Origin of the sequence: Janthinobacterium sp. PC23-8 (assembly GCF_002250505.1) — a bacterium.
Taxonomy (GTDB): Bacteria; Pseudomonadota; Gammaproteobacteria; order Burkholderiales; family Burkholderiaceae_D; genus Janthinobacterium.
In genome coordinates this window covers 236,992-255,577 of record NZ_NJGY01000004.1, presented here as the reverse complement: position 1 = coordinate 255,577, position 18,586 = coordinate 236,992, and the positions used below count along the sequence as shown (strand labels likewise).

Sequence of the window (18,586 nt, the reverse complement as noted above, 5' to 3'; positions counted from 1 at the left end):
ACAACGAGAGACAGCAATGAAACTGATGCGTTATGGCCCCAAGGGCGCCGAAAAACCTGCCTTGATCGATGCGAATGGCGCCGTGCGCGACCTGTCCGGCGCGCTGCCCGACATTACTTGCGCCACCTTGAGCCGCGATGGCCTGGCGACCCTGGCCGCCGTCGATATCGACAGCTTGCCTGTCGTGGCCAACCCCGGCCGCATCGCGCCGCCCTGGCAGGGCGTGGGCAAATTTCTGTGCGTGGGCCTGAACTACGCCGACCATGCAGCCGAATCGGGCATGGCGGTGCCGCCGGAGCCGGTGCTGTTCATGAAGGCGACCAGCGCCATTATCGGCGCCGATGACGCGGTGGTGATGCCGCAGGATTCAAAAAAGAGCGACTGGGAAGTGGAGCTGGGCGTGGTAATTGGCACCACCGCGCGCTATGTGTCGGAAGCGGACGCGCTGTCGCACGTGGCCGGCTACTGCGTGGTCAACGATCTGTCCGAACGCGAATATCAACTCGAGCGCGGCGGCCAGTGGGACAAGGGCAAGGGCTGCGATACCTTTGGGCCGATCGGCCCGTGGCTGGTCTCCGCCGACGAGGTGGCGGACCCGCAAAACCTGGGCCTGTGGCTGGAAGTGAACGGCAAGCGCGTCCAGGACGGCAATACCAGGACCATGGTGTTCGGCGTGGCCAATCTGGTCAGCTACATCAGCCGTTTCATGACCTTGTACCCGGGCGACATCATCAGTACCGGCACGCCGCCTGGCGTGGGCATGGGCCAGAAACCGTCGGCCGTGTATCTGAAACCGGGCGACACCATGCGCCTGGGGATCGAAGGCCTCGGTGAACAACACCAGACCGTGCATGCGTGGAATCCGGAACTGATCGACGGTTAAAAAGCAGTACCTGACCGGTGTTGATCGATGCACAGACATCGGCGCGCCGGCTTATGGCAGTACAGTGGAGGAGACACACCATGAATCAATCCGAAGAGATACTGGCGCTCAATCGCGTCAGCAAACGCTTTCCCGGCGTGCTGGCGTTGGACGACGTCAGTTTCAGCCTGCGCCGCGGCGAAGCCCATGCGCTGTGCGGCGAGAACGGGGCCGGCAAGTCCACCCTCATGAAAGTGATGAGCGGCGTGTACCAGGCCGACGAGGGGGAACTGGTCTACAAGGGCAAGGTGTGCAGCTTTGGCAGCAGCGTCGACGCGGAGGCGGCCGGCATCGCCATCATCCACCAGGAACTCAATCTGATTCCCCACCTGAGCGTGGCGGAAAATATTTTTCTCGCGCGTGAACCGGTACGCGGCTTTTTCATCGACCGCAAGAAGATGCGCCTTGATGCGCAGGCGCTGCTGGACCGGCTCAAGCTGCGCATCGATCCGCGCCAGCTGGTGAAAAACCTGTCCTGCGCCCAGCAGCAGATGGTGGAAATCGCCAAGGCCCTGTCGCTCAACACGGAAGTGCTGATCATGGACGAGCCCACGTCGTCGCTGACGGAAAGCGAAACGGGCCAGCTGTTCGAGATCATCAATGAACTCAAGCGCAATGGCGTGAGCGTGGTGTATATCTCGCACCGCCTGGAAGAGATGCAGCATATTATCGACCGGGTGACGGTGCTGCGCGACGGCAAATTCGTCAGCACCGACGATTTTCATTCGATCTCGCTCGACGCCATCGTGGCGAAAATGGTCGGCCGCACGCTTGATGAAAAATTCCCCGAGCGCGTCTCGAAACCGACCGCCGACGTGCTGCTGCGCGTGACCGATTTGCACCGCAAGGACGTATTCGGACCGCTCAGCTTTGATTTGAAACGCGGCGAAATCCTCGGTTTTTCCGGGCTGATGGGGGCCGGCCGCACGGAAGTGGCGCGCGCCATTTTCGGCGCCGATCCGCTCACCGGCGGCGCCATCCACCTGGGTGACACCGAGGTCGTCATCGACTCGCCCATCGACGCCATCGACCATGGCATCGCCTATCTGTCGGAAGACCGCAAGAGCCACGGCCTGGCGATCCGCATGTCGGTGGCGGCCAACCTGACGCTGACCAATGTGTCGGCGCTGGCGAACCGCTTCGGCTTCATCGACTTTGCGAAAGAAGAGGCGGTGGCGCAGCAATACATCGCCGCGCTCGGCATCAAGACGCCGACCTCGAAGCAGATCGCGCGCAATCTGTCGGGCGGCAACCAGCAGAAGATCGTCATCAGCAAGTGGCTGTACCGCGAATCGAAAATCATCTTCTTTGACGAGCCCACGCGCGGCATCGACGTGGGCGCCAAGTTCGCCATCTACCAGCTGCTCGACAAGCTGGCCTCGGAAGGTATCGGCGTGGTGCTGATCACCTCCGAGCTGCCCGAGATCATGGGCATGACGGACCGGGTGGCCGTGTTCCACGAAGGGCGCATCAGCGGCATCGTCAACACGCGCGAGTCGTCGCAGGAAGAAATCATGCATCTCGCATCGGGCCGCCAGGCAGCAATGCATTAACATCAGAAAGCCATAAAAAAATGAATAAAGAACTGATCCAAAAGTTTGCCGCGCTGGGTAGCCTGTCCTTGCTGCTGCTGGTGTTTTCGCTGACCAGCGATGCCTTTTTCTCGGTCAGCAATGGCATGAGCGTGGCGCTGCAGGTGACCTCGATTGCGTATCTCGGCATTGCCGCCACCTGCGTCATCATCACCGGCGGCATCGACCTGAGTTCCGGCTCCGTGCTGGCGCTGGCCGGCGTGGCCGCCGCCCTGCTGGTCAAGAGCGGCATACCGGTGCCGGTCGCCATGTTGGGCGGCATCGTAGTGGGCGCCATGTGCGGCGCCGTCAACGGTTTCTGCATCACGCAACTGAAACTGCCGCCCTTCATCGCCACCCTGGGCATGATGCTGATCGCCCGCGGCCTGGCGCTGCAGGTGACCGGCGCGCGGGCGATCTCGGGCCTGGGCGAGTCGTTCGGCGAACTCGGTAACGGCGTGCTGTGGCGCATCGAGCGCGACACGGGCGGCACCTTCCCGGAAGTGGTGTTCCCCGGTATTCCGTATCCGGTGGTGCTGATGGTGGTGATCGCCGTGGCGGTGTCCATCATGCTCAGCCGCACCACCTTTGGCCGCCATATCTACGCGGTCGGTTCGAACGCCGAAGCGGCGCGCCTGTCGGGCGTCAAGGTTGGCCGCGTGACCCTGATGGTGTACACCCTGTCCGGCGCCCTGTCGGGCCTGACGGGCTGCGTGCTGATGTCGCGCCTGGTGACGGCGCAGCCGAACGAAGGCGTGATGTATGAACTGGACGCGATCGCCAGCGCCGTGATCGGCGGCGCTTCGCTGATCGGCGGCATCGGCACCATTTCCGGCACCGTCATCGGTTCGTTCGTGATCGGCATCCTGCGCAACGGTTTGAACATGAATGGCGTATCGAGTTTTATCCAGCAAATCATTATCGGACTGGTCATTCTGCTGACCGTCTGGATCGATCAGAAGCGCAACCGCGCCTGAAGCAGTACCGTAACAACGTTGAACCGGTAGTCAAAACCCATAAATCTATAATTAAACGAGGACGACAATGAAAACCTTCAATACCATCTTGCTCGGCTTGACGACCGCAGCATTCGCACTGAGCGCCAGCGCCGCATTCGCCGCGCCAAAAGAGATCGCCGTGATCGTCAAGACGACGAACTCGAACTACTGGCAGAACGTGAAAAAGGGCGCCACCGCCAGCGCGGCCGACGCCAAGGGTTACAACCTGACCTTCCAGGGCCCGGCCTCGGAGTCGGCGATTGCCGACCAGGTCAGCATGGTGGAAAACGCCGTCACGCGCAAAGTGGCCGGCATCGTGCTGGCCGCCTCGGACCCGGACGCGCTGGTGCCGGCTTTGAAAAAAGCGTGGGAAGCGAAGATCCCCGTGGTGCTGATCGACTCCATGGTGTCCGACAGCGGCAAGCGTTACTATCAATCGTTCCTGTCGACCGACAATGAAGCGGCCGGCGAGGCCAGCGCCAAGGCGCTCATTTCGCAGGTCGGCAAGACCGGCAAGATCGCCGTGATGTCGTATGTGGCCGGCGCCGGTTCCGAAACGGGCCGCGTGGGCGGCTTCAAGCGCTATATCGAAAAGAACTCGCAACTGCAGATCGTCGGCACCTATTATTCGCAGTCGCAGATGGCCACCGCCCTGAACCAGACCACCGACGTGCTGGCGTCCAATCCTGACCTGAAAGGCATTTTTGGCGCCAACGAGCCGACGGCTGTCGGCATGGGCCGCGCCATCGCCCAGGCGGGCAAGGCCGGCAAGGTGATCGCCGTCGGCTTTGACGGCAACGAAGACCTGAAAAACTTCGTCAAGGACGGCACCCTGTACGCGACCGCCGTGCAAGGCTCCTACTCGATGGGCGCGCTGGGCGTGAAAACCATCGTCAGCCTGATCGAAGGCAAGAAGGTCGAGCCCTTCGTCAACACCGGCGTGGTGATCGTCACCAAGGCCAATGTGGACCTGCCGGAAGCGAAAAACGTCCTGTATTGATCGGCGATGAATTAATTGTCGATGCTGAGGCGCTGCTTCAGTTCATGCAGCAGCGTGCCGGTCTTGATGGTCAGCTGGCGCGCCAGCGGCCACGCCAGGTAGAGCGGCAAGCCTGGCGTGGCAAAGCCGGGCAGCACTTCGACGATGGCGCCGGCCGCCAGGTGCTCTTGCACCAGCCACGTCGCCTGCTGCGCGATGCCCAGGCCGGCCAGCACGGCGGCCGTCTGCGCTTCGGCGTCGCCCACCGTCAGGCGTGCTCTGACCGCGCGCCGTTCCACGCCTTCACCATGTGCAAACAGCCACGGCGAGGCCGTGCCGTCGCCACGGCCATAGGCGATGCAGTCGTGCCGCTCCAGTGTCTCGATATCGTTCGGCGTGCCATGCCGCGCCAGGTAGGCGGGCGAGGCGCAAAAGATCAGGCGTTCCGTCCCCAGCTGCATCTGTCCCAGCGCGGCCGGCCAGTGGCCTGGCGCGCCGATGCGCACGGCGATATCGATGCGCTCTTCGAACAGGTCGACAAAGCGGTCGCTGAAGCCGATCGACGGCTGCAGCCGCGGATATTTTTCGCACAGCGCGATCAGCGCCGGCATCACGCGCATGCGCCCGTACGACGCCGGCACGCCGATGCGCACCGTGCCCGCCAGTTCGCCTTCCTGCTCGGCCAGCACGTTTTCCGCGTCAGACAGTTCCTGCAGCACGCGCTTGCAGGTGGCGTAGTAGGCCTGGCCGGCGCTGCTCAGTTTCAGCTTGCGCGTGCTGCGCTCGAACAGCGTCGCACCGAGCCGCGCTTCCAGGCGCGCCACGCTCTTGCTTACGGCCGAACTGGTGAGGTGCAGGCGCTCGGCCGCTTTGGTGAAACTGCCGGCGTCGGCGGTGGCCAGGAAGGGGACGATGCCTTTCAGGTGATCGGACATGATTGCGGAGATTTTTTCATGAATAAGATGAAATACTATCGCGGATAAGAATTTATGTCCGTTATATGATGGATTTTTATTCCGGAGCACGCATGAACAAGCACGCATTGATTATCGGCGCCAGCGGCGTTATTGGCAGCAACCTGGCCAGCCACTTGCTGGCACAAGGCTGGCAGGTGACGGGCGTCTCGCGCGGGCGCACGCCGGTACCAGACGGCTGCGTTTCCCTGCGGCTGGACGCCACCGATGCACAGGCCGTCGCCAGCGGCCTGGCCAACATCGACGCCAGCCATGTGTTCTTCGCGGCATGGGCGCGCCAGGACACTGAAAAGGAAAATATCCGCGTCAACGGCGCCATGGTCGCCAATGTGCTGGCCGCGCTGGGACAGAATGGCCACCAGCGCCACCTGCGCCACGCGGCGCTGGTGACGGGCCTGAAGCACTACCTGGGACCGTTCGACGCCTACGGCAAGGGCAGTGTGCCGGTGACGCCGTTTCGCGAAGAGCAGGGCCGCCAGGATGTCGAGAATTTTTATTACGAGCAGGAAGACCGTTTGTTCGAGGCGGCCGCGCGATATGGTTTTACGTGGAGCGTGCACCGGCCGCACACGATTATCGGCTATGCGCTGGGCAACGCCATGAACATGGGCCTGACCCTGGCCGTGTATGCGGGCCTGTGCAAGGCCAGCGGCGAGCCGTTCGTGTTCCCCGGTTCTTCCGCGCAGTGGCACGGCATTTCCGACATGACCGACGCCGGCCAGATCGCGCGCCAGCTGGCGTGGGCCGCCGACAGCCCGGCCGCAGCGAATGAAGACTTCAATATCGTCAACGGCGACGTGTTCCGCTGGAAGTGGCTGTGGCCGCGTCTGGCCGCCTATTTTGGGATCGAGGCGGCGGACCTGCCGGCAACGATGTCGCCACTGGCCGGGCGCATGGACGGCGCTGCCGACCTGTGGCGCGCCATCGCCGCGCAGCACAATCTGGTGGAGGCCGATGTCGGCCGCCTCGCTTCATGGTGGCATACGGACGCCGATCTTGGCCGGCCGATGGAGGTGATGACCGACATGGGCAAGAGCCGCAAGGCGGGTTTTCTCGATTACCAGGATACGCCGGAGGCGTTCTTCAGGCTGTTTGAGCGCCTGAAGCAGGAGCGCATCATTCCGCGCTGAGCGGTTTGACGGCCAGCGGATGCGCCTTGCGCTCCTGCCCCCTTTGCCACTCCAGCCCCGGGCGGTCGACGCGAAACTGCAGCAACCTGCCTTGCACCACTTCCGTCACATACGCCGTGCGCCCGTCCGGGCCGCCGAAGCTGATGTTGCTGGGCTTGGCGCCCGGCACGGCAATCTCGCGCAGCAGCTTGCCCTGCGGTGACAGCTTGACCACCGTGCCCTTGCTGTAGCGCGTCACGTACAAATTCCCATCCACGTCGACGCGCATGCCGTCCATGCCAAAGTCGTCAAAGCGCTGGAACAGGCGCTTGCCCGTCAAGGCGCCGTCGGCGCCGATATCGTAGGCCCAGATATTGCGCTGCACGCTTTCATTCACATACAGGGTCTTGCCATCGGGGCTGACCTCGATGCCATTGGCCGTGCCCATGGTGTCCAGCGCCAGCGTCACCGTGCCATCGCGCGCGATGCGCCACACGCGGCCCGTGTTTTCCTTCCAGCTCGGATCGCTCGCATACAGCACGTCGTCCTGCGTGATGGCGATATCGTTGGGCTGCGTCATGCGCGCGTCGCGCGCGTGGATGCTGATGGCGCGCGTGAGCGGGTCCACCACGTAAATCGTGTGCTCGATATAGTCGGCCAGATACATTTGCCCGCGGCTGCCGAAGCGGATGCCGTTGGCGATGCTGGTGCCGGGCAGGGTGACGAACACCTCGCCCTGGCCACCTGGCGTGACCTTGCCGATGGTTTGCTGGCGCGCGAAATTGACGGCGTAGATATTGCCATCCGCGTCGACCGCCGGGCCTTCGATGCCTTTGGTAAACGAGTGCGGCGCCGTCAGCGCGCTGGCCACGAACAGGGTTTCCGGCGCTGGCGGGCTGGCGCAGAGGCTGGCCAGTGGCAGTAGCAGGGCGATGGCGCAGGCTACGTTGCCCAAGCAGGGCAGGGTGCTGAATGGACGGGGCATCGGTGATCCTGTGGAGCGAAAGTGCCACATCTTACCCGACAATATTGCCTTGCCGTGGCGCATAGGCAGACGATGCCGTTCAATTGAATGCAGTTGCTGCCATAATCGGCGTACCATGGGCGATGGCTTGTCGTCGCGCGGTTTTCGTATCGGGCGTGCGCATTCCAACCAGGAGCTATCATGCGCTACGAAAACCCCACCATCCATAACGGTTTTGTCATTTCCGCCTATGCCCGCGAGTTGCCCGAGGGCTGCTGGCAGGGCCAGCTGGTATTGAGCAAATCTGGCCATGACGACGTCTGCGAAGCCAATCTGGAAAATTGCAGCACCCGGCAGGAAGCGGAGCAATCGGCCCTGGCCATGGGCTGGCAGCTAGCCAATTATGTGATCGCCGTGCCCACTTCGGGGCATAAATGATGGAATTGCTCCCGTGCGGGCGGTAAAATGGAGTATCTTGTGCTCGTTAGTTATAAATCACTGTTTGCAGCAATTGAGCTGACGTGCACGGCGATGCCTGAGTGAGCGCCGGTGGGCGAAGAGTAGTCTTTGAGGCTTGTTCACCCAAGCCGCGTATCCGTCATCATGCACCGCACCGCTCCCCCTCCCGATCCAGATCCGGGGCATGCGCCCACCGAAACGTCTTTCGTTGAAGCGAGTCTGCACGGCGCGCACGAGCGCGAAGTCCAGTTGCTGCGCGAAACCATCAACCAGCTGCTGGTGATGGCGAAAATGCAGGTGCAGGAAAAAGACAAGAGCGAAGCCTTCGCGCTGTTGATTGCGCAGTTGCGCGAAGCCAACCAGAACCTGGTGCTGGCCACGTTCGGCGCGCAGGACATGCAGGCCAGCGCCGAGGCCGCTGCTTTACGCCAGACCGAGTTCCTGGCCATGCTGGCGCACGAGCTGCGCAACCCTTTGCAACCGCTGGCGATGGCCAATGACCTGCTGGGCAAGAAAGTTGCGCTCGATCCGGCGCTGGCCCATGTGCATGGCGTGATCGGCAGGCAGGTCGGCCATATGGCGCGCCTGATCGACGACCTGCTCGACGCGTCGCGCGTCAGCAGCGGCAAGATCACGCTGCAGCTGCTGCCCGTGCTGCTCAGCGACATCCTTTCCAGCGCCGTCGAAGTGGGCCAGGCGAGCATCGACAAGCGCCAGCAGGTGCTCAGCCTGAACCTGCCGAAAGAGCCGCTGGTGATCGAGGCCGACCTGGTGCGCCTGACGCAGGTGTTTGCCAACCTGCTCAACAACGCCAGCAAATTCACGCAGGAATTCGGCCATATCGCTATCGTTGCCAGGCGCAATGGTGCCGTGGTGGAAATCTCCGTCAGCGACGATGGCACCGGCATTGCGCCCGATATTCTGCCATTCATTTTCGATCTGTTCACCCAGGGCTATCGCTCGCTGGACCGTGCCCAGGGCGGCCTGGGTATCGGCTTGTCGCTGGTGCGCACGCTGACGCAGCTGCACGGCGGCACGATCGATGCGCTCAGTGCGGGCGTGGGGCTGGGCAGCGAGTTTATCCTGAAGCTGCCGATCTCGCCCTTGCCCATGCCAGGCGCCGGCGCCGCGCAGGCACAGCCGGATCCATCTTTGCCGCGCCGCATCCTGCTGATCGAAGACAACGCCGATGCGGCCGAGTTGCTGACGATGCTGCTGGAACATCTTGGCCATCTGGTCGATATGCGCCTCGATGGCCCCAGCGGCTTGCGCGCCGTGCTCGACACGCCGTATGACGTGGTGATCTGCGATATCGGCTTGCCCGGCATGGATGGCTATCAGGTCATCAGTTCGGCACGCGCCGCCTTGCAGGGAGCGTTGCCGTGTTTTGTCGCCGCTTCCGGCTACAGCCAGTCGGACGAGGTCAACCTGGCGGGCCAGGCGGGCTTCGATCACTATCTGGTCAAGCCCATCAATATCGATGCCTTATCGAAAATCATCGCGGCACAGAAGCCGCGCTGAGGTGTGCGGAAGTGTTTTTGTTCAACCTGGTCCCAGCACCAATACTGTATAGAAAGAATCGATGATGGCCACAGTCCATGAACGGCGCCGGCGCATGATTGAGCATGCCCTGTTGCGCGACCCGGGTGCGGTGGCAGAGGTCAGTATTGGCTTGTGGCAGCAACTGGCCACGGCCCTGAATCAGATTATCGGCGAGCGCGGCGTGGAGTCGATGTATGCGCGCAGCCTGCTCCAGAGCCAGAAGCATTTTTCATGGCTGACCCGGCATGCGCCGCAAACCCTGGAAGCGGCCATGACCATGCTGCGCAGCGACCTGCTGGGCCAGCCGGCGCCGCAGGCCTGCGCGGCCAGCACAGCGATGCTGACGCACTTTATCACTACGCTGATCTTGCTGATCGGCGAACTTTTAACGAATAGCATCCTCCGGCAAGCCTGGGGCGATGAGTTAGTAAATCAAGCTGGAACGGAGCCGAACGCATGAACAAAGTGACCATCCAACGCCTGGCCTCTGGTGTGCCCGGCCTGGACGAACTGCTGGGCGGAGGCATCCCGGAATTTTCCTTCAACCTGGTGGCTGGCACGCCGGGCAGCGGCAAGACCACGCTGGCGCACCAGATCATGTTTTCGCTGGCCAGCCCCGAACGCAAGGCGCTGTTCTTTACCGTGCTGGGCGAGCCGCCGCTGAAGATGCTGCGCTACCAGCAGCAGTTTCCATTTTTCGATGTCGAGAAAATCAACCAGTCGATCAAGTTCGTCAACCTGTCGGCTGATCTGCTCGAAGGCGATTTCGACCGCGTGCTGGCGCGCATCGCCGAAGAAGTGGAAGCCTTTTCGCCGAGCCTGGTGTTTGTCGACTCCTTCCGTTCGGTGGTGCAATCGGCAAAAACCATGGATGTGGGCGCGGCCGGACTGCAGCATTTCGTGCAGCAACTCGGTACGCAGATGACCAGCTGGCTGGCCACCACTTTCCTGATCGGCGAATACCTGGCGCCCGAGGCCGAGTCCAGCGCCGTGTTCACGGTGGCCGACGGCATCCTGTGGCTGTCGCAACTGGTGCACCGCGACGCCATGGTGCGCAAGATCCAGGTGGTCAAGATGCGCGGCCAGTCGCAAAGCCTGGGCGTGCATACCTTCCGCATCAATGACAGCGGCGTGGAAATTTTTTCGCGCGCGGTGTTGAAAGCGAGCGCCCTGGAAGAGGTCACCATTTCCGGCAACGAACGATTGTCGCTGGGCGTGCCCGAGCTCGACACCATGATGGGCGGCGGCCTGCCGGCCGGCTATTCGCTGCTGCTGGTGGGGCCGTCCGGCTCCGGCAAGACCGTGCTGGCCACGCAGTTCCTGACGGAAGGCGTCAATCGCGGCGAGCCGGGCGTGATCGCCGCGTTTGAAAAAAGCCCGAACCAACTGCTCAGCCACCAGTTGAACGGGCTGATCAAGTCTGGCCAGGTCGGCGTGATCAATACGCGCACGCTCGACCTGTCGCTCGACGAAATCCTGCACGACCTGGTGGCCATGATCACGCGCATGAAAGCCAAGCGCGTGGTGATCGATTCGCTGTCCGGCTTCGAGATGGCGCTGGCGTCCATGTTCCGTGAGGATTTCCGCGAGTCGCTGTACCGGCTGGTGGCGGCGCTGACGGACATGGGCGTGTCGGTGCTGATGACGGCCGAACTGGAAGACCAGTACACGCAACTGCGCTTCAGTTCCTACGGCAACGCCTTCCTGGCCGACGCCATCGTCATGCAGCGCTACGTCGAGCTGGGCGGCCAGTTCAGGCGCGTGGTGTCGGTGGTCAAGGTGCGTGGCAGCGGCCACAGCAAGGATATCCGTTTCTACGAGATCGATGAGGAAGGACTGCATGTGGGCGCGGCCCTGAGCACGTACGAAGGCATCCTGTCGGGCCAGCCTTACCGCCCTTGACGGCCTGCGCCGTGTTGCTGGGTGGCCGAGTTCAGGCGTATGATGGCTACGCAGTACTTTCGATATCACCACAAGGAGAGATCATGGACAAACCCGAATTCATCCTGGCCGCCAAGGCCATGGAAACGCTGGAAATGTACCAGACCTTTTACGGTCACTCGCCCGAATACCAGGCACATCAGCAGGAAGTGCTCAAATTGTTGCGGCACAAGGGCGCCTCCTTGCTGGTATCGGAGCATGGCCCGGCCAAGTTCCTGCTGGCGTTTGCCGATGCGCTCGAAACGGCCGGCCTGCCCGGCGAATATGTGTCGCTGGCGCGGCGGCAGAATCTTTCCTGATTCCTCTTCGCACTGCGTCCGGGCTGGCGGGCACGTTAGCGTGACCGTCAGCCTTGGCATATCTGGATGCGCAGGGGCCGTGCCCGGTATCTGTTGCCCATGCATAATCATCAACACGCGGATCACCGTATCCGTCTGCTTGAACTCAGCGGCGTGCTGACGCTGGTGTCCGTGGCCCGCCTGTTGTGCGTGGGTGTGCTCGATGGCGTAGGTACCTTGGCCAGCGGGCCGGCCGCCATCTCGCAGGATGTGCTTGTAAAGGAGTGAAGATGAAAGAACTTTCTGGGCAGGGAAACTTGGAGCGCGCGATCGAGATTGCCGCCAGGACGCATGCGGGCCAGGTCGACAAGGGCGGCGCGCCCTATATATTGCACCCCTTGCGCGTGATGCTGCGCGTGGCGCCGGGCGCGCAGCAGATTGTTGCCGTGCTGCATGACGTGGTGGAGGACAGCGAGGTGACGTTTGAGGATCTGGAGCGGGAAGGGTTTTCTGCCGAGGTGATTGCCGGCTTGCGCGCGGTGACCCGGATCGCGGGGGAATCGTACGACGATTTCGTGGCGCGCGCGGCGCAAGATCCCGTGGCTAAAAAGGTCAAGCTGGCGGACTTGATGGAAAATAGCGATTTGTCGAGGATCGCGGAGCCGTCGCAGAAGGATCTGGAGCGGGTGGCGAAGTATCGCAGGGCGATGGTCTATTTGAACGCGAATTGAGCTGCCGTTGATTGGCAACTGGCGGCGGGGCCGGTGACTTCGATGGCGAGTTTGCGGTCCCGGCGGGTTGCTACCTGTTTCTCGTGCAATAGGCCGGAATAGATGGCGTAGCTGGCTTTGAGCGGCTTGTCGCTGACCTGCGCTGTTGTCAGTTGCCTGCGCTGAAGGGCTATACGACACGGTCGCCATCACGGCATACGGCTGAGCCAAGGCAAGCGAGGCTGTCTGTAGTTCAAAGTGGTTCTCACGATTTTTGATGGGAGCCAAAATGGACGCAGTGCTAAAACGGGGCAGTCGCGGTGGGCGGCTGAACTATCCGCGCAGATTCAAACTAAAAGTGCGACCTGGTTCAGTTCAGGGGCATCGCGCGGATGAAGCGGGCCAGTTCGGGCGTTCCCGGATTGGAAAAAATTTGCTCAGGTGGGCCTGACTCATGAACTATTCCACTTCGCAAATAGACAACCAGATCGCTGATCTCGCGGGCAAAGCCCATCTCATGGGTCGCCATAATCAGCGTCATGCCATCTGCGGCCAGGCTGCGCAGCACGTCGAGTACCTCGCTGGTCAGTTCAGGATCGAGCGCGGAAGTGATTTCATCGCACAGCAATACCTTGGGCTCCATCGCAATCGCCCGTGCAATCGCGACCCGCTGCTGCTGCCCACCGGACAACTGTGAGGGATAGGACGCGCCCTTGCCATCCATCTGCACGCGCGCCAGGGCCGCCTTGGCATGAGTATCGGCCAGATGTTGCGAAAATCCCTTCACCTTGCGCAAGGCCAGCGAGACATTCTGCGTTGCAGTCAGATGGGGAAAAAGGTTAAAGCGCTGAAACACCATGCCTACGCGCAAGCGCAGCTTTAACAGCGTCTCGCGCCGATGTTCCCCAGCATGCAGGTCTATGCCATCGACTGTGATGGTGCCGCTGTCAAACGATTGCAGTCCGTTCAAGGTGCGCAGCAGCGTGCTTTTCCCTGAACCGCTTTGTCCAATCAGGGCAATGACGCGACGCTCCTCAATGGCCAGGCTGAGGTTGTTCAGAACGATCAGATCGTCATAGTGCTTTTGTAATTGCTTGACTTCAATTAATGGCATAAGTGGCTTATCCTCGACTGTATTTGCGTTCGAGCAGGGACTGTATGAATTCAAGAAGAATCGACAGCACCCAATAAATCACGGCGGCCGTCAGCAGAAACTCGATATATCGGTAGGAAGAACGGCCATAGCTTTGCGCAAGGAACATCACTTCCCAGAGTCCCATGATCGAAATCAGCGAAGAGTCTTTCAAAAGGGATATAAACATGGCCCAGGTGGGGGCCAGTGCAATGCGTGCGGCTTGCGGCAGAGTGACGTTCCAGAATATCACGAAGCGCCCCATGCCCAAGGCCTGTGCGGCCTCCTTCTGGCCGCTGTCGATGGCCAGCAGCGCCGAACGGAATATTTCACTCAGATACGCGCCATAGCACAGAGCGAGGGCGGCGATCCCTGCCGGGATGGCTGCGGGAACCGGCCCGAGTTGCGGTAGACCAAGGTAGATCAACAACACCTGGGCCAGCAAGGGAATACCTCGAAAAAAAGAGTTATAGAACGTTGCCAATCCATACGCAATCGGATTCGACGACAATTTGCCTAACGCTGCCAGCAATCCCAGCAGCACAGCGACCGCCATGGCGCCGACACTGACCAGCAGCGTCAGAGGCACGCCCTGCAGATCGCCATCGGGGGTGAACTCCGCGCCCAACAGGGTACTTAGCCTGGCGCGCACAATCGAAAAATCAAGATCGAAATGGCTGATGAAAAAACAGAACAGGCCCAACAGGCCAGCCCATACAAACAGCACGTTCAGGTTAAACAAAAACTGCTTTTTTCTTTTTACATTACTAAACAATCGCATACGTTTCCTGATTGATCAACGAGTCACGTCCACGCCAAACCATTTTTGCGAAATTCCCGCCAATGTCCCATCCTCTTTCAAACCGGCGAGTATGGAGGCAATCTTGAGTCGCCATTCCGCATCGCCTTTATCGATGGCGACCCAGTTCGGTTCCTGATACAGCGGCTGGCCAACGATCCGAAATTTTCCGGGAAGCCTGGCCATACGATATTTCGCCGTAATCTGGTTGGAAACGATGGCATCGATTCTTTTTCCGGCGCCCAGCGCCAGATCCTGAAAAGCCATATCTTCGCTGGCGTAAGGCGCAATGCGCACTTGTTTGAACAGGTAGGCCAGTTTGTTGCCCCCGGCCACGCCCAGATCGAGATCGTGCTGGAGATAGCGTTCGTACGAGGAGCCTTGTTGCACGCCGATTTTTTTGCCGGTCAGATCGCCCGGCGAGTTGATTTGATTATTGACCGCCGTCGTCACAATCACCGCAGGCGAGGCATAGTAGGGTGCGACAAAATCGAGTACCCGCACTTTTTGCTGATCCGGGGTCATCGAACAGATGCACACGTCCCAGCGCCCGCGCCAATGACCTGCGGCGATGATCTCCCAGGAGGGCGTCTCTGTGCGCAAGCTGACGCCGAGTTTTTTTGCCACTGCGCGCGCGATGTCGATATCGAAGCCATCGATCAGGTTTTTGTCATTGAGGAAAGAAAAAGGCGGATAACTCGGGTCGACGACGGCAACCAGCGTTTTCCGCGTCAACACCCGTTGCAGCGTTTCGCCGGCGGCGGCATCGGTTGCCAGGGCGGAAACAAGCAATGTGAAAATCGAGGCCAGCAGGCAGCGCCGGCTCATGCGGCCTTGCCTTCCAGTGTATGTCGCGCCTGTGCTATCGCGGCAATATGTTCCGGTCCGATACCGCAGCAACCACCGATGATCGACGCCCCTTTTGCATGCCAGGTTTTCACCCAGTCCAGGTAATGTGGTGGCGTCAGATCGGCGCGAATGTCATCGAGGCCGGAATTGGCTTCTGCGTCCTTGGGCTGCGGCGGAAATGCATTGGCATAGACGCCGATTCGCAGCGCTGCGCCTTTCGAGCGCACTACCTGCGCCGCCGCTTCAATCGCCGCCGCCATGACCTCCGGCTGGCTGCAGTTGAACAGCAGCGCCGCCGCGCCCAGTTCGATGGCCAGGCGAGCGGCATCTTCGACCGACTCGCCGGAGCGCAGGCGGGCGCCATCTGCCGCAAGCTCGTCGTCCTGCAAGGTGAACGAGAGCCATAATGGCTTGCCGTCGTCGCCCACCATTTCACGCACCAACTCGGCTTCTTCCAGCGCGCTCAGGGTTTCCGCCTGCCAGTGATCGACAAACGGACGCAGTGCCTTGACCAGCGGACCGAGAATACGGCGGCCCTCGGCCTTGCTGAACTGGTCGGGCCGGTACGAGCCACAAGTCGGTGGCAGCGAGCCGGCGACGGCGACGGCACGCGCCGACTGACGACTGACATCGTAGGCCAACTGGCCGGCGAGTGCTGCCAGCGACTCGCCTTGCGCGTCAAACCGCGCCTCGCCCAGATGAAACGGCACCAGCGCATAGCTATTCGTCGTAATCGCATCGGCCCCGGCGTCCACATACGATTGGTGGACCTGAGAGACGAAATGCGGCGCTTCGATCAGCGACAAGGCTGACCATTCCGGTTGACGAAAGGGCGCGCCAATTCTGGCCAGCTCGCGCCCGGTGCCGCCGTCAAGAATAATTAATGAATTCATATTGTTTTCCTGAAAATTTCACGCCACTATATCAGAACGTAATACTCGCATTGGCATAGAAATATCCACCATTGATGCCGAAAGGCGAAACGTGCGAATACTGATCATAGTTCAGGTTCTGATAGACCGATGGCGCGATCTTGCTTGGATACTTGTTGAATAAATTATTCGCGCCGATATTGAGTTTGATTTGCCTGGCAAACGTATAGCCCACGCTGAGATCGGTAATAAAGGCGGGGGCGGATTCGATCGTATAGTACGGCCCCGGCGCATAACCTTGCACCTGGCTGGTGTTGCTGTAGTAGGTTTCGCGCAGCGTCACATCCCAGTTGCCGCGCGCGTAGGTTCCCGCCAGCGATACCTTGTTTCGTGGCGCCGCCGTGGTCAGGTTGGAGGCGATGACCGCATCGACCAGAGTCAAGCCGACAGCGGCGAGTGCTGCAGGCGCGGCATGAATTTTACGAATTGTGGTCTGATTATATCCTTCGCTCAAGACCCATTTGATCGAACTTGACTCGTCGACGCGTGTGCGGAAGTCGAGTACGACATCGATCCCTTGCGTGCGGGTATCGACGCCGTTGGTGAAAAACGCAGCGCTGACGTTGCCTGCAGGAACCCCCGCCGGAATCACGGCCCCGTTGGCGGTGATCGCCGACGCTGCAATGGCGCCGGCCAGCGAGGCTGACTCGATGACGCGGCCGTTGATATCGATGCGGTAGGCATCCACCGTCAGATGCGTGTTGCGCACCGGTTCGAAGACAAAGCCGGCGCTGAGGTTACGTGAAGTTTCCGGTTTGAGCTCGGGAGCGCCCAGCAAGCGCGCACCGGCCGAATTGACGGGGAGCTGAATCTGAGCAAAGCCAGTCGTTACTGTTGTCGCTGAGTAAGATTGTTGCGCCAGCGTAGGCGCGTGGAAGCCATTGCTGATGGCGCCGCGAATGGCGAACTTGTCGCTGACATCGTAGCGGCTCGACAATTTCCCCGACAGTGTATTACCGACATCGTTATAGCGCTCGCCACGCACCGCCGCGCCGATTTCCCATTGCCCGTTGAGCTTTCCACCGAAGTCGAGATAAGCCGCCTCGACGTTGCGTTGGGCTGACGCCTGATCGGATGGACGAAAGCCCGGAAAGGCCGCAGAACCGCCTTGATAGTAAGAGTTTGCTTCCCCGGCACCAATGCGGAAAGCTTCATGCCGGTGTTCCAATCCATACGCCAGCGTCGAAGGCGAGGCGAGGCCGAACAGGGAAATAGTGCGTTTGAAATCGAGGTTGGTAGTTGACTCCGACGACGTAAATGAGCCGACGTAAAAATCACGCTGCTTGTTCGCGGTATCGTTGAGCAGGTCTGCATTGATGGTTTTTTCGTTAAACAGCTTCGCTTTGTTGTGGCCGTAGGTGCTCGACAGACTCCATTCCAGGCCTGCCACGGTGGTTCCCTTGAACCCGGCAGTCGCACTGAAATCGTCTTCGCTAATGCGTTCTATCGGCGAAAACCCGTTCGGATAAAGAGTGTCTACCGCGGCGCTGAGCGCGCCCGGCTGTCTGGGATTTTCGTAAGCCCTGGCATTGCGATGGCCATAAAACCCCGAGAAATACGAGGTAACACCGGCACTGATTTTTTTCTCGCCATTCAAGCCCAGCGTGGCCATGGCGAGCTTGGGGTCGCCCTGCACCTTGGCCGTTTCCGTACCGCCGCTGTCACCGCTGCGATTGGAAAAGTCGTGCGTACGATAGCTCGCGCTCAGATCCAGAAAACCGTCATCCCCCAGTTTGTAGCCAGACTCCAGATCGACCTGTTTCGTGGCACCGCCACCGTTGATGTAGCGTCCGCCGGAAAGCGAGGCCGTCCCGCCTTGCGCATTCTTTTTAAGAATGACATTGATGACACCGGCGATTGCATCGGTACCGTACTGCGCCGCCGCACCATCGCGTAACACTTCAACGTGGTCTATCGCCGCTAACGGAATGAAATCGAGATCCACCGCGTTCGAACCCTGTGCCGGATCGGAGTCGGCATACAGACTGGCCGAGCGATGGCGCCGTTTGCCGTTGATCAGAATTAATGTGTAGGACGGACTCAGACCACGCAGTTGAAATGTGCGGGCCAGTGCGCCCACATCGTAGCCGACGGCAGGTGTATTGATGGAAGGCAAGATACTCTTGAGGGCATCAAGCAGATTGGTTTGTCCGGTCGCCCTGAGGTCGCTATCGAAGATGACGTCAACCGGTGTCAGGCTTTGGCGTGCTGTCTTGCCCGCGCTGCGCGTGCCGGTCACGATCACTTTGTCAAGCGACTCCGATGGCTCTTCAGCTGCTGCGGCAGCCAACGATATCAACATTCCCCCGACCAGGTACGAAAGTGTGAGTTGTGTTTTTTTCATTTTTTTGGGCACGATGGAGTTGGCGTAAGGCACGGATACTATTGACAACAGCGGCCAAAACCAACGATTCATTTGGCATATTC

The 18,586-nt window shown here is 60.6% G+C and carries 19 protein-coding genes; 12 read left to right on the top strand and 7 right to left on the bottom strand.

Going from position 1 to position 18,586, the window contains the following annotated elements:
• Window positions 1-16: 16 nt before the first annotated feature.
• The 4 genes from CD932_RS24735 to CD932_RS24720 all read left to right on the top strand — a co-directional run bounded on the left by CD932_RS24735 (window position 17) and on the right by CD932_RS24720 (window position 4,491).
• On the top strand, window positions 17-883 hold the full coding sequence (locus CD932_RS24735; RefSeq protein WP_094445548.1) for a fumarylacetoacetate hydrolase family protein: 867 nt from the start codon (window positions 17-19) through the stop codon (window positions 881-883).
• A gap of 80 nt (window positions 884-963) precedes the next feature.
• Window positions 964-2,475, top strand: a complete 1,512-nt coding sequence (locus CD932_RS24730) for a sugar ABC transporter ATP-binding protein (RefSeq protein ID WP_094445547.1) — start codon at window positions 964-966, stop codon at window positions 2,473-2,475.
• Window positions 2,476-2,495: 20 nt separating this feature from the next.
• Window positions 2,496-3,470, top strand: a complete 975-nt coding sequence (locus tag CD932_RS24725) for an ABC transporter permease (RefSeq protein WP_094445546.1) — start codon at window positions 2,496-2,498, stop codon at window positions 3,468-3,470.
• A gap of 67 nt (window positions 3,471-3,537) precedes the next feature.
• Window positions 3,538-4,491 (top strand): ABC transporter substrate-binding protein, encoded by a 954-nt coding sequence (locus CD932_RS24720; RefSeq protein ID WP_094445545.1) that lies wholly within the window; start codon window positions 3,538-3,540, stop codon window positions 4,489-4,491.
• A gap of 11 nt (window positions 4,492-4,502) precedes the next feature.
• Here CD932_RS24720 and CD932_RS24715 read toward each other — a convergent pair whose 3' ends face one another.
• Window positions 4,503-5,405 (bottom strand): LysR family transcriptional regulator, encoded by a 903-nt coding sequence (locus tag CD932_RS24715; RefSeq protein ID WP_094445544.1) that lies wholly within the window; start codon window positions 5,403-5,405, stop codon window positions 4,503-4,505.
• Window positions 5,406-5,497: 92 nt separating this feature from the next.
• On the opposite strand from CD932_RS24715, the gene CD932_RS24710 reads away from it, so the two are divergent.
• Complete coding sequence (locus CD932_RS24710) at window positions 5,498-6,574, top strand: SDR family oxidoreductase (protein WP_094445853.1); 1,077 nt, start codon at window positions 5,498-5,500, stop codon at window positions 6,572-6,574.
• Here CD932_RS24710 and CD932_RS24705 read toward each other — a convergent pair.
• A complete protein-coding gene (locus CD932_RS24705) occupies window positions 6,561-7,538 on the bottom strand; it encodes an SMP-30/gluconolactonase/LRE family protein (protein WP_094445543.1) in 978 nt (325 codons plus the stop codon). The genes CD932_RS24710 and CD932_RS24705 overlap by 14 nt on opposite strands.
• A 180-nt stretch (window positions 7,539-7,718) precedes the next feature.
• On the opposite strand from CD932_RS24705, the gene CD932_RS24700 reads away from it, so the two are divergent.
• The 7 genes from CD932_RS24700 to CD932_RS24670 all read left to right on the top strand — a co-directional run bounded on the left by CD932_RS24700 (window position 7,719) and on the right by CD932_RS24670 (window position 12,468).
• The gene (locus CD932_RS24700) at window positions 7,719-7,955 is read left to right on the top strand and encodes a hypothetical protein (RefSeq protein ID WP_094445542.1); all 237 of its coding nucleotides are present in this window, start codon (window positions 7,719-7,721) and stop codon (window positions 7,953-7,955) included.
• Between the two features lie 165 nt (window positions 7,956-8,120).
• Window positions 8,121-9,497 (top strand): hybrid sensor histidine kinase/response regulator, encoded by a 1,377-nt coding sequence (locus CD932_RS24695; protein ID WP_094445541.1) that lies wholly within the window; start codon window positions 8,121-8,123, stop codon window positions 9,495-9,497.
• Window positions 9,498-9,558: 61 nt separating this feature from the next.
• A complete protein-coding gene (locus tag CD932_RS24690) occupies window positions 9,559-9,978 on the top strand; it encodes a hypothetical protein (protein WP_141213366.1) in 420 nt (139 codons plus the stop codon).
• On the top strand, window positions 9,975-11,420 hold the full coding sequence (locus tag CD932_RS24685; RefSeq protein ID WP_094445539.1) for an ATPase domain-containing protein: 1,446 nt from the start codon (window positions 9,975-9,977) through the stop codon (window positions 11,418-11,420). Before CD932_RS24690 ends, CD932_RS24685 begins: the two co-directional genes overlap by 4 nt.
• Before the next feature lie 83 nt (window positions 11,421-11,503).
• Window positions 11,504-11,758 (top strand): hypothetical protein, encoded by a 255-nt coding sequence (locus CD932_RS24680; RefSeq protein ID WP_094445538.1) that lies wholly within the window; start codon window positions 11,504-11,506, stop codon window positions 11,756-11,758.
• Window positions 11,759-11,857: 99 nt separating this feature from the next.
• Entirely contained in the window at window positions 11,858-12,025 is a 168-nt protein-coding gene (locus CD932_RS29065) for a hypothetical protein (protein ID WP_176461131.1), read from the top strand.
• Between the two features lie 2 nt (window positions 12,026-12,027).
• On the top strand, window positions 12,028-12,468 hold the full coding sequence (locus tag CD932_RS24670) for an HD domain-containing protein (protein WP_094445536.1): 441 nt from the start codon (window positions 12,028-12,030) through the stop codon (window positions 12,466-12,468).
• Between the two features lie 349 nt (window positions 12,469-12,817).
• Here the strand turns inward: CD932_RS24670 and CD932_RS24665 are convergent, their stop codons facing one another.
• Genes CD932_RS24665 through CD932_RS24645 form a run of 5 tightly spaced genes read right to left on the bottom strand, consistent with a single transcriptional unit; the run spans window position 12,818 to window position 18,575 of the window.
• Window positions 12,818-13,561: an amino acid ABC transporter ATP-binding protein gene (locus CD932_RS24665; protein ID WP_094445535.1), complete on the bottom strand. Its 744-nt coding sequence runs from the start codon at window positions 13,559-13,561 to the stop codon at window positions 12,818-12,820.
• A gap of 7 nt (window positions 13,562-13,568) precedes the next feature.
• Window positions 13,569-14,360, bottom strand: a complete 792-nt coding sequence (locus tag CD932_RS24660; RefSeq protein WP_094445534.1) for an amino acid ABC transporter permease — start codon at window positions 14,358-14,360, stop codon at window positions 13,569-13,571.
• 15 nt (window positions 14,361-14,375) lie between these two features.
• Window positions 14,376-15,206 carry a transporter substrate-binding domain-containing protein gene (locus CD932_RS24655; protein ID WP_094445533.1) on the bottom strand — a complete coding sequence of 277 codons (831 nt, stop codon included), beginning with the start codon at window positions 15,204-15,206 and terminating at the stop codon, window positions 14,376-14,378.
• Window positions 15,203-16,120, bottom strand: a complete 918-nt coding sequence (locus CD932_RS24650; RefSeq protein ID WP_094445532.1) for a homocysteine S-methyltransferase family protein — start codon at window positions 16,118-16,120, stop codon at window positions 15,203-15,205. The genes CD932_RS24655 and CD932_RS24650 overlap by 4 nt, the downstream gene beginning before the upstream one ends.
• Window positions 16,121-16,151: 31 nt before the next feature.
• On the bottom strand, window positions 16,152-18,575 hold the full coding sequence (locus tag CD932_RS24645) for a TonB-dependent siderophore receptor (RefSeq protein WP_217907365.1): 2,424 nt from the start codon (window positions 18,573-18,575) through the stop codon (window positions 16,152-16,154).
• Between the last annotated feature and the right edge of the window lie 11 nt (window positions 18,576-18,586).

What these genes read in the sequence shown, in the direction of transcription:
- CD932_RS24735 (WP_094445548.1), top strand. Translation starts at nt 17, where the DNA reads ATGAAACTGATGCGTTATGGCCCCAAGGGCGCCGAAAAACCTGCCTTG.
- CD932_RS24730 (WP_094445547.1), top strand. Translation starts at nt 964, where the DNA reads ATGAATCAATCCGAAGAGATACTGGCGCTCAATCGCGTCAGCAAACGC.
- CD932_RS24725 (WP_094445546.1), top strand. Translation starts at nt 2,496, where the DNA reads ATGAATAAAGAACTGATCCAAAAGTTTGCCGCGCTGGGTAGCCTGTCC.
- CD932_RS24720 (WP_094445545.1), top strand. Translation starts at nt 3,538, where the DNA reads ATGAAAACCTTCAATACCATCTTGCTCGGCTTGACGACCGCAGCATTC.
- CD932_RS24715 (WP_094445544.1), bottom strand. Translation starts at nt 5,405, where the DNA reads ATGTCCGATCACCTGAAAGGCATCGTCCCCTTCCTGGCCACCGCCGAC.
- CD932_RS24710 (WP_094445853.1), top strand. Translation starts at nt 5,498, where the DNA reads ATGAACAAGCACGCATTGATTATCGGCGCCAGCGGCGTTATTGGCAGC.
- CD932_RS24705 (WP_094445543.1), bottom strand. Translation starts at nt 7,538, where the DNA reads ATGCCCCGTCCATTCAGCACCCTGCCCTGCTTGGGCAACGTAGCCTGC.
- CD932_RS24700 (WP_094445542.1), top strand. Translation starts at nt 7,719, where the DNA reads ATGCGCTACGAAAACCCCACCATCCATAACGGTTTTGTCATTTCCGCC.
- CD932_RS24695 (WP_094445541.1), top strand. Translation starts at nt 8,121, where the DNA reads ATGCACCGCACCGCTCCCCCTCCCGATCCAGATCCGGGGCATGCGCCC.
- CD932_RS24690 (WP_141213366.1), top strand. Translation starts at nt 9,559, where the DNA reads ATGATGGCCACAGTCCATGAACGGCGCCGGCGCATGATTGAGCATGCC.
- CD932_RS24685 (WP_094445539.1), top strand. Translation starts at nt 9,975, where the DNA reads ATGAACAAAGTGACCATCCAACGCCTGGCCTCTGGTGTGCCCGGCCTG.
- CD932_RS24680 (WP_094445538.1), top strand. Translation starts at nt 11,504, where the DNA reads ATGGACAAACCCGAATTCATCCTGGCCGCCAAGGCCATGGAAACGCTG.
- CD932_RS29065 (WP_176461131.1), top strand. Translation starts at nt 11,858, where the DNA reads ATGCATAATCATCAACACGCGGATCACCGTATCCGTCTGCTTGAACTC.
- CD932_RS24670 (WP_094445536.1), top strand. Translation starts at nt 12,028, where the DNA reads ATGAAAGAACTTTCTGGGCAGGGAAACTTGGAGCGCGCGATCGAGATT.
- CD932_RS24665 (WP_094445535.1), bottom strand. Translation starts at nt 13,561, where the DNA reads ATGCCATTAATTGAAGTCAAGCAATTACAAAAGCACTATGACGATCTG.
- CD932_RS24660 (WP_094445534.1), bottom strand. Translation starts at nt 14,360, where the DNA reads ATGCGATTGTTTAGTAATGTAAAAAGAAAAAAGCAGTTTTTGTTTAAC.
- CD932_RS24655 (WP_094445533.1), bottom strand. Translation starts at nt 15,206, where the DNA reads ATGAGCCGGCGCTGCCTGCTGGCCTCGATTTTCACATTGCTTGTTTCC.
- CD932_RS24650 (WP_094445532.1), bottom strand. Translation starts at nt 16,120, where the DNA reads ATGAATTCATTAATTATTCTTGACGGCGGCACCGGGCGCGAGCTGGCC.
- CD932_RS24645 (WP_217907365.1), bottom strand. Translation starts at nt 18,575, where the DNA reads ATGAATCGTTGGTTTTGGCCGCTGTTGTCAATAGTATCCGTGCCTTAC.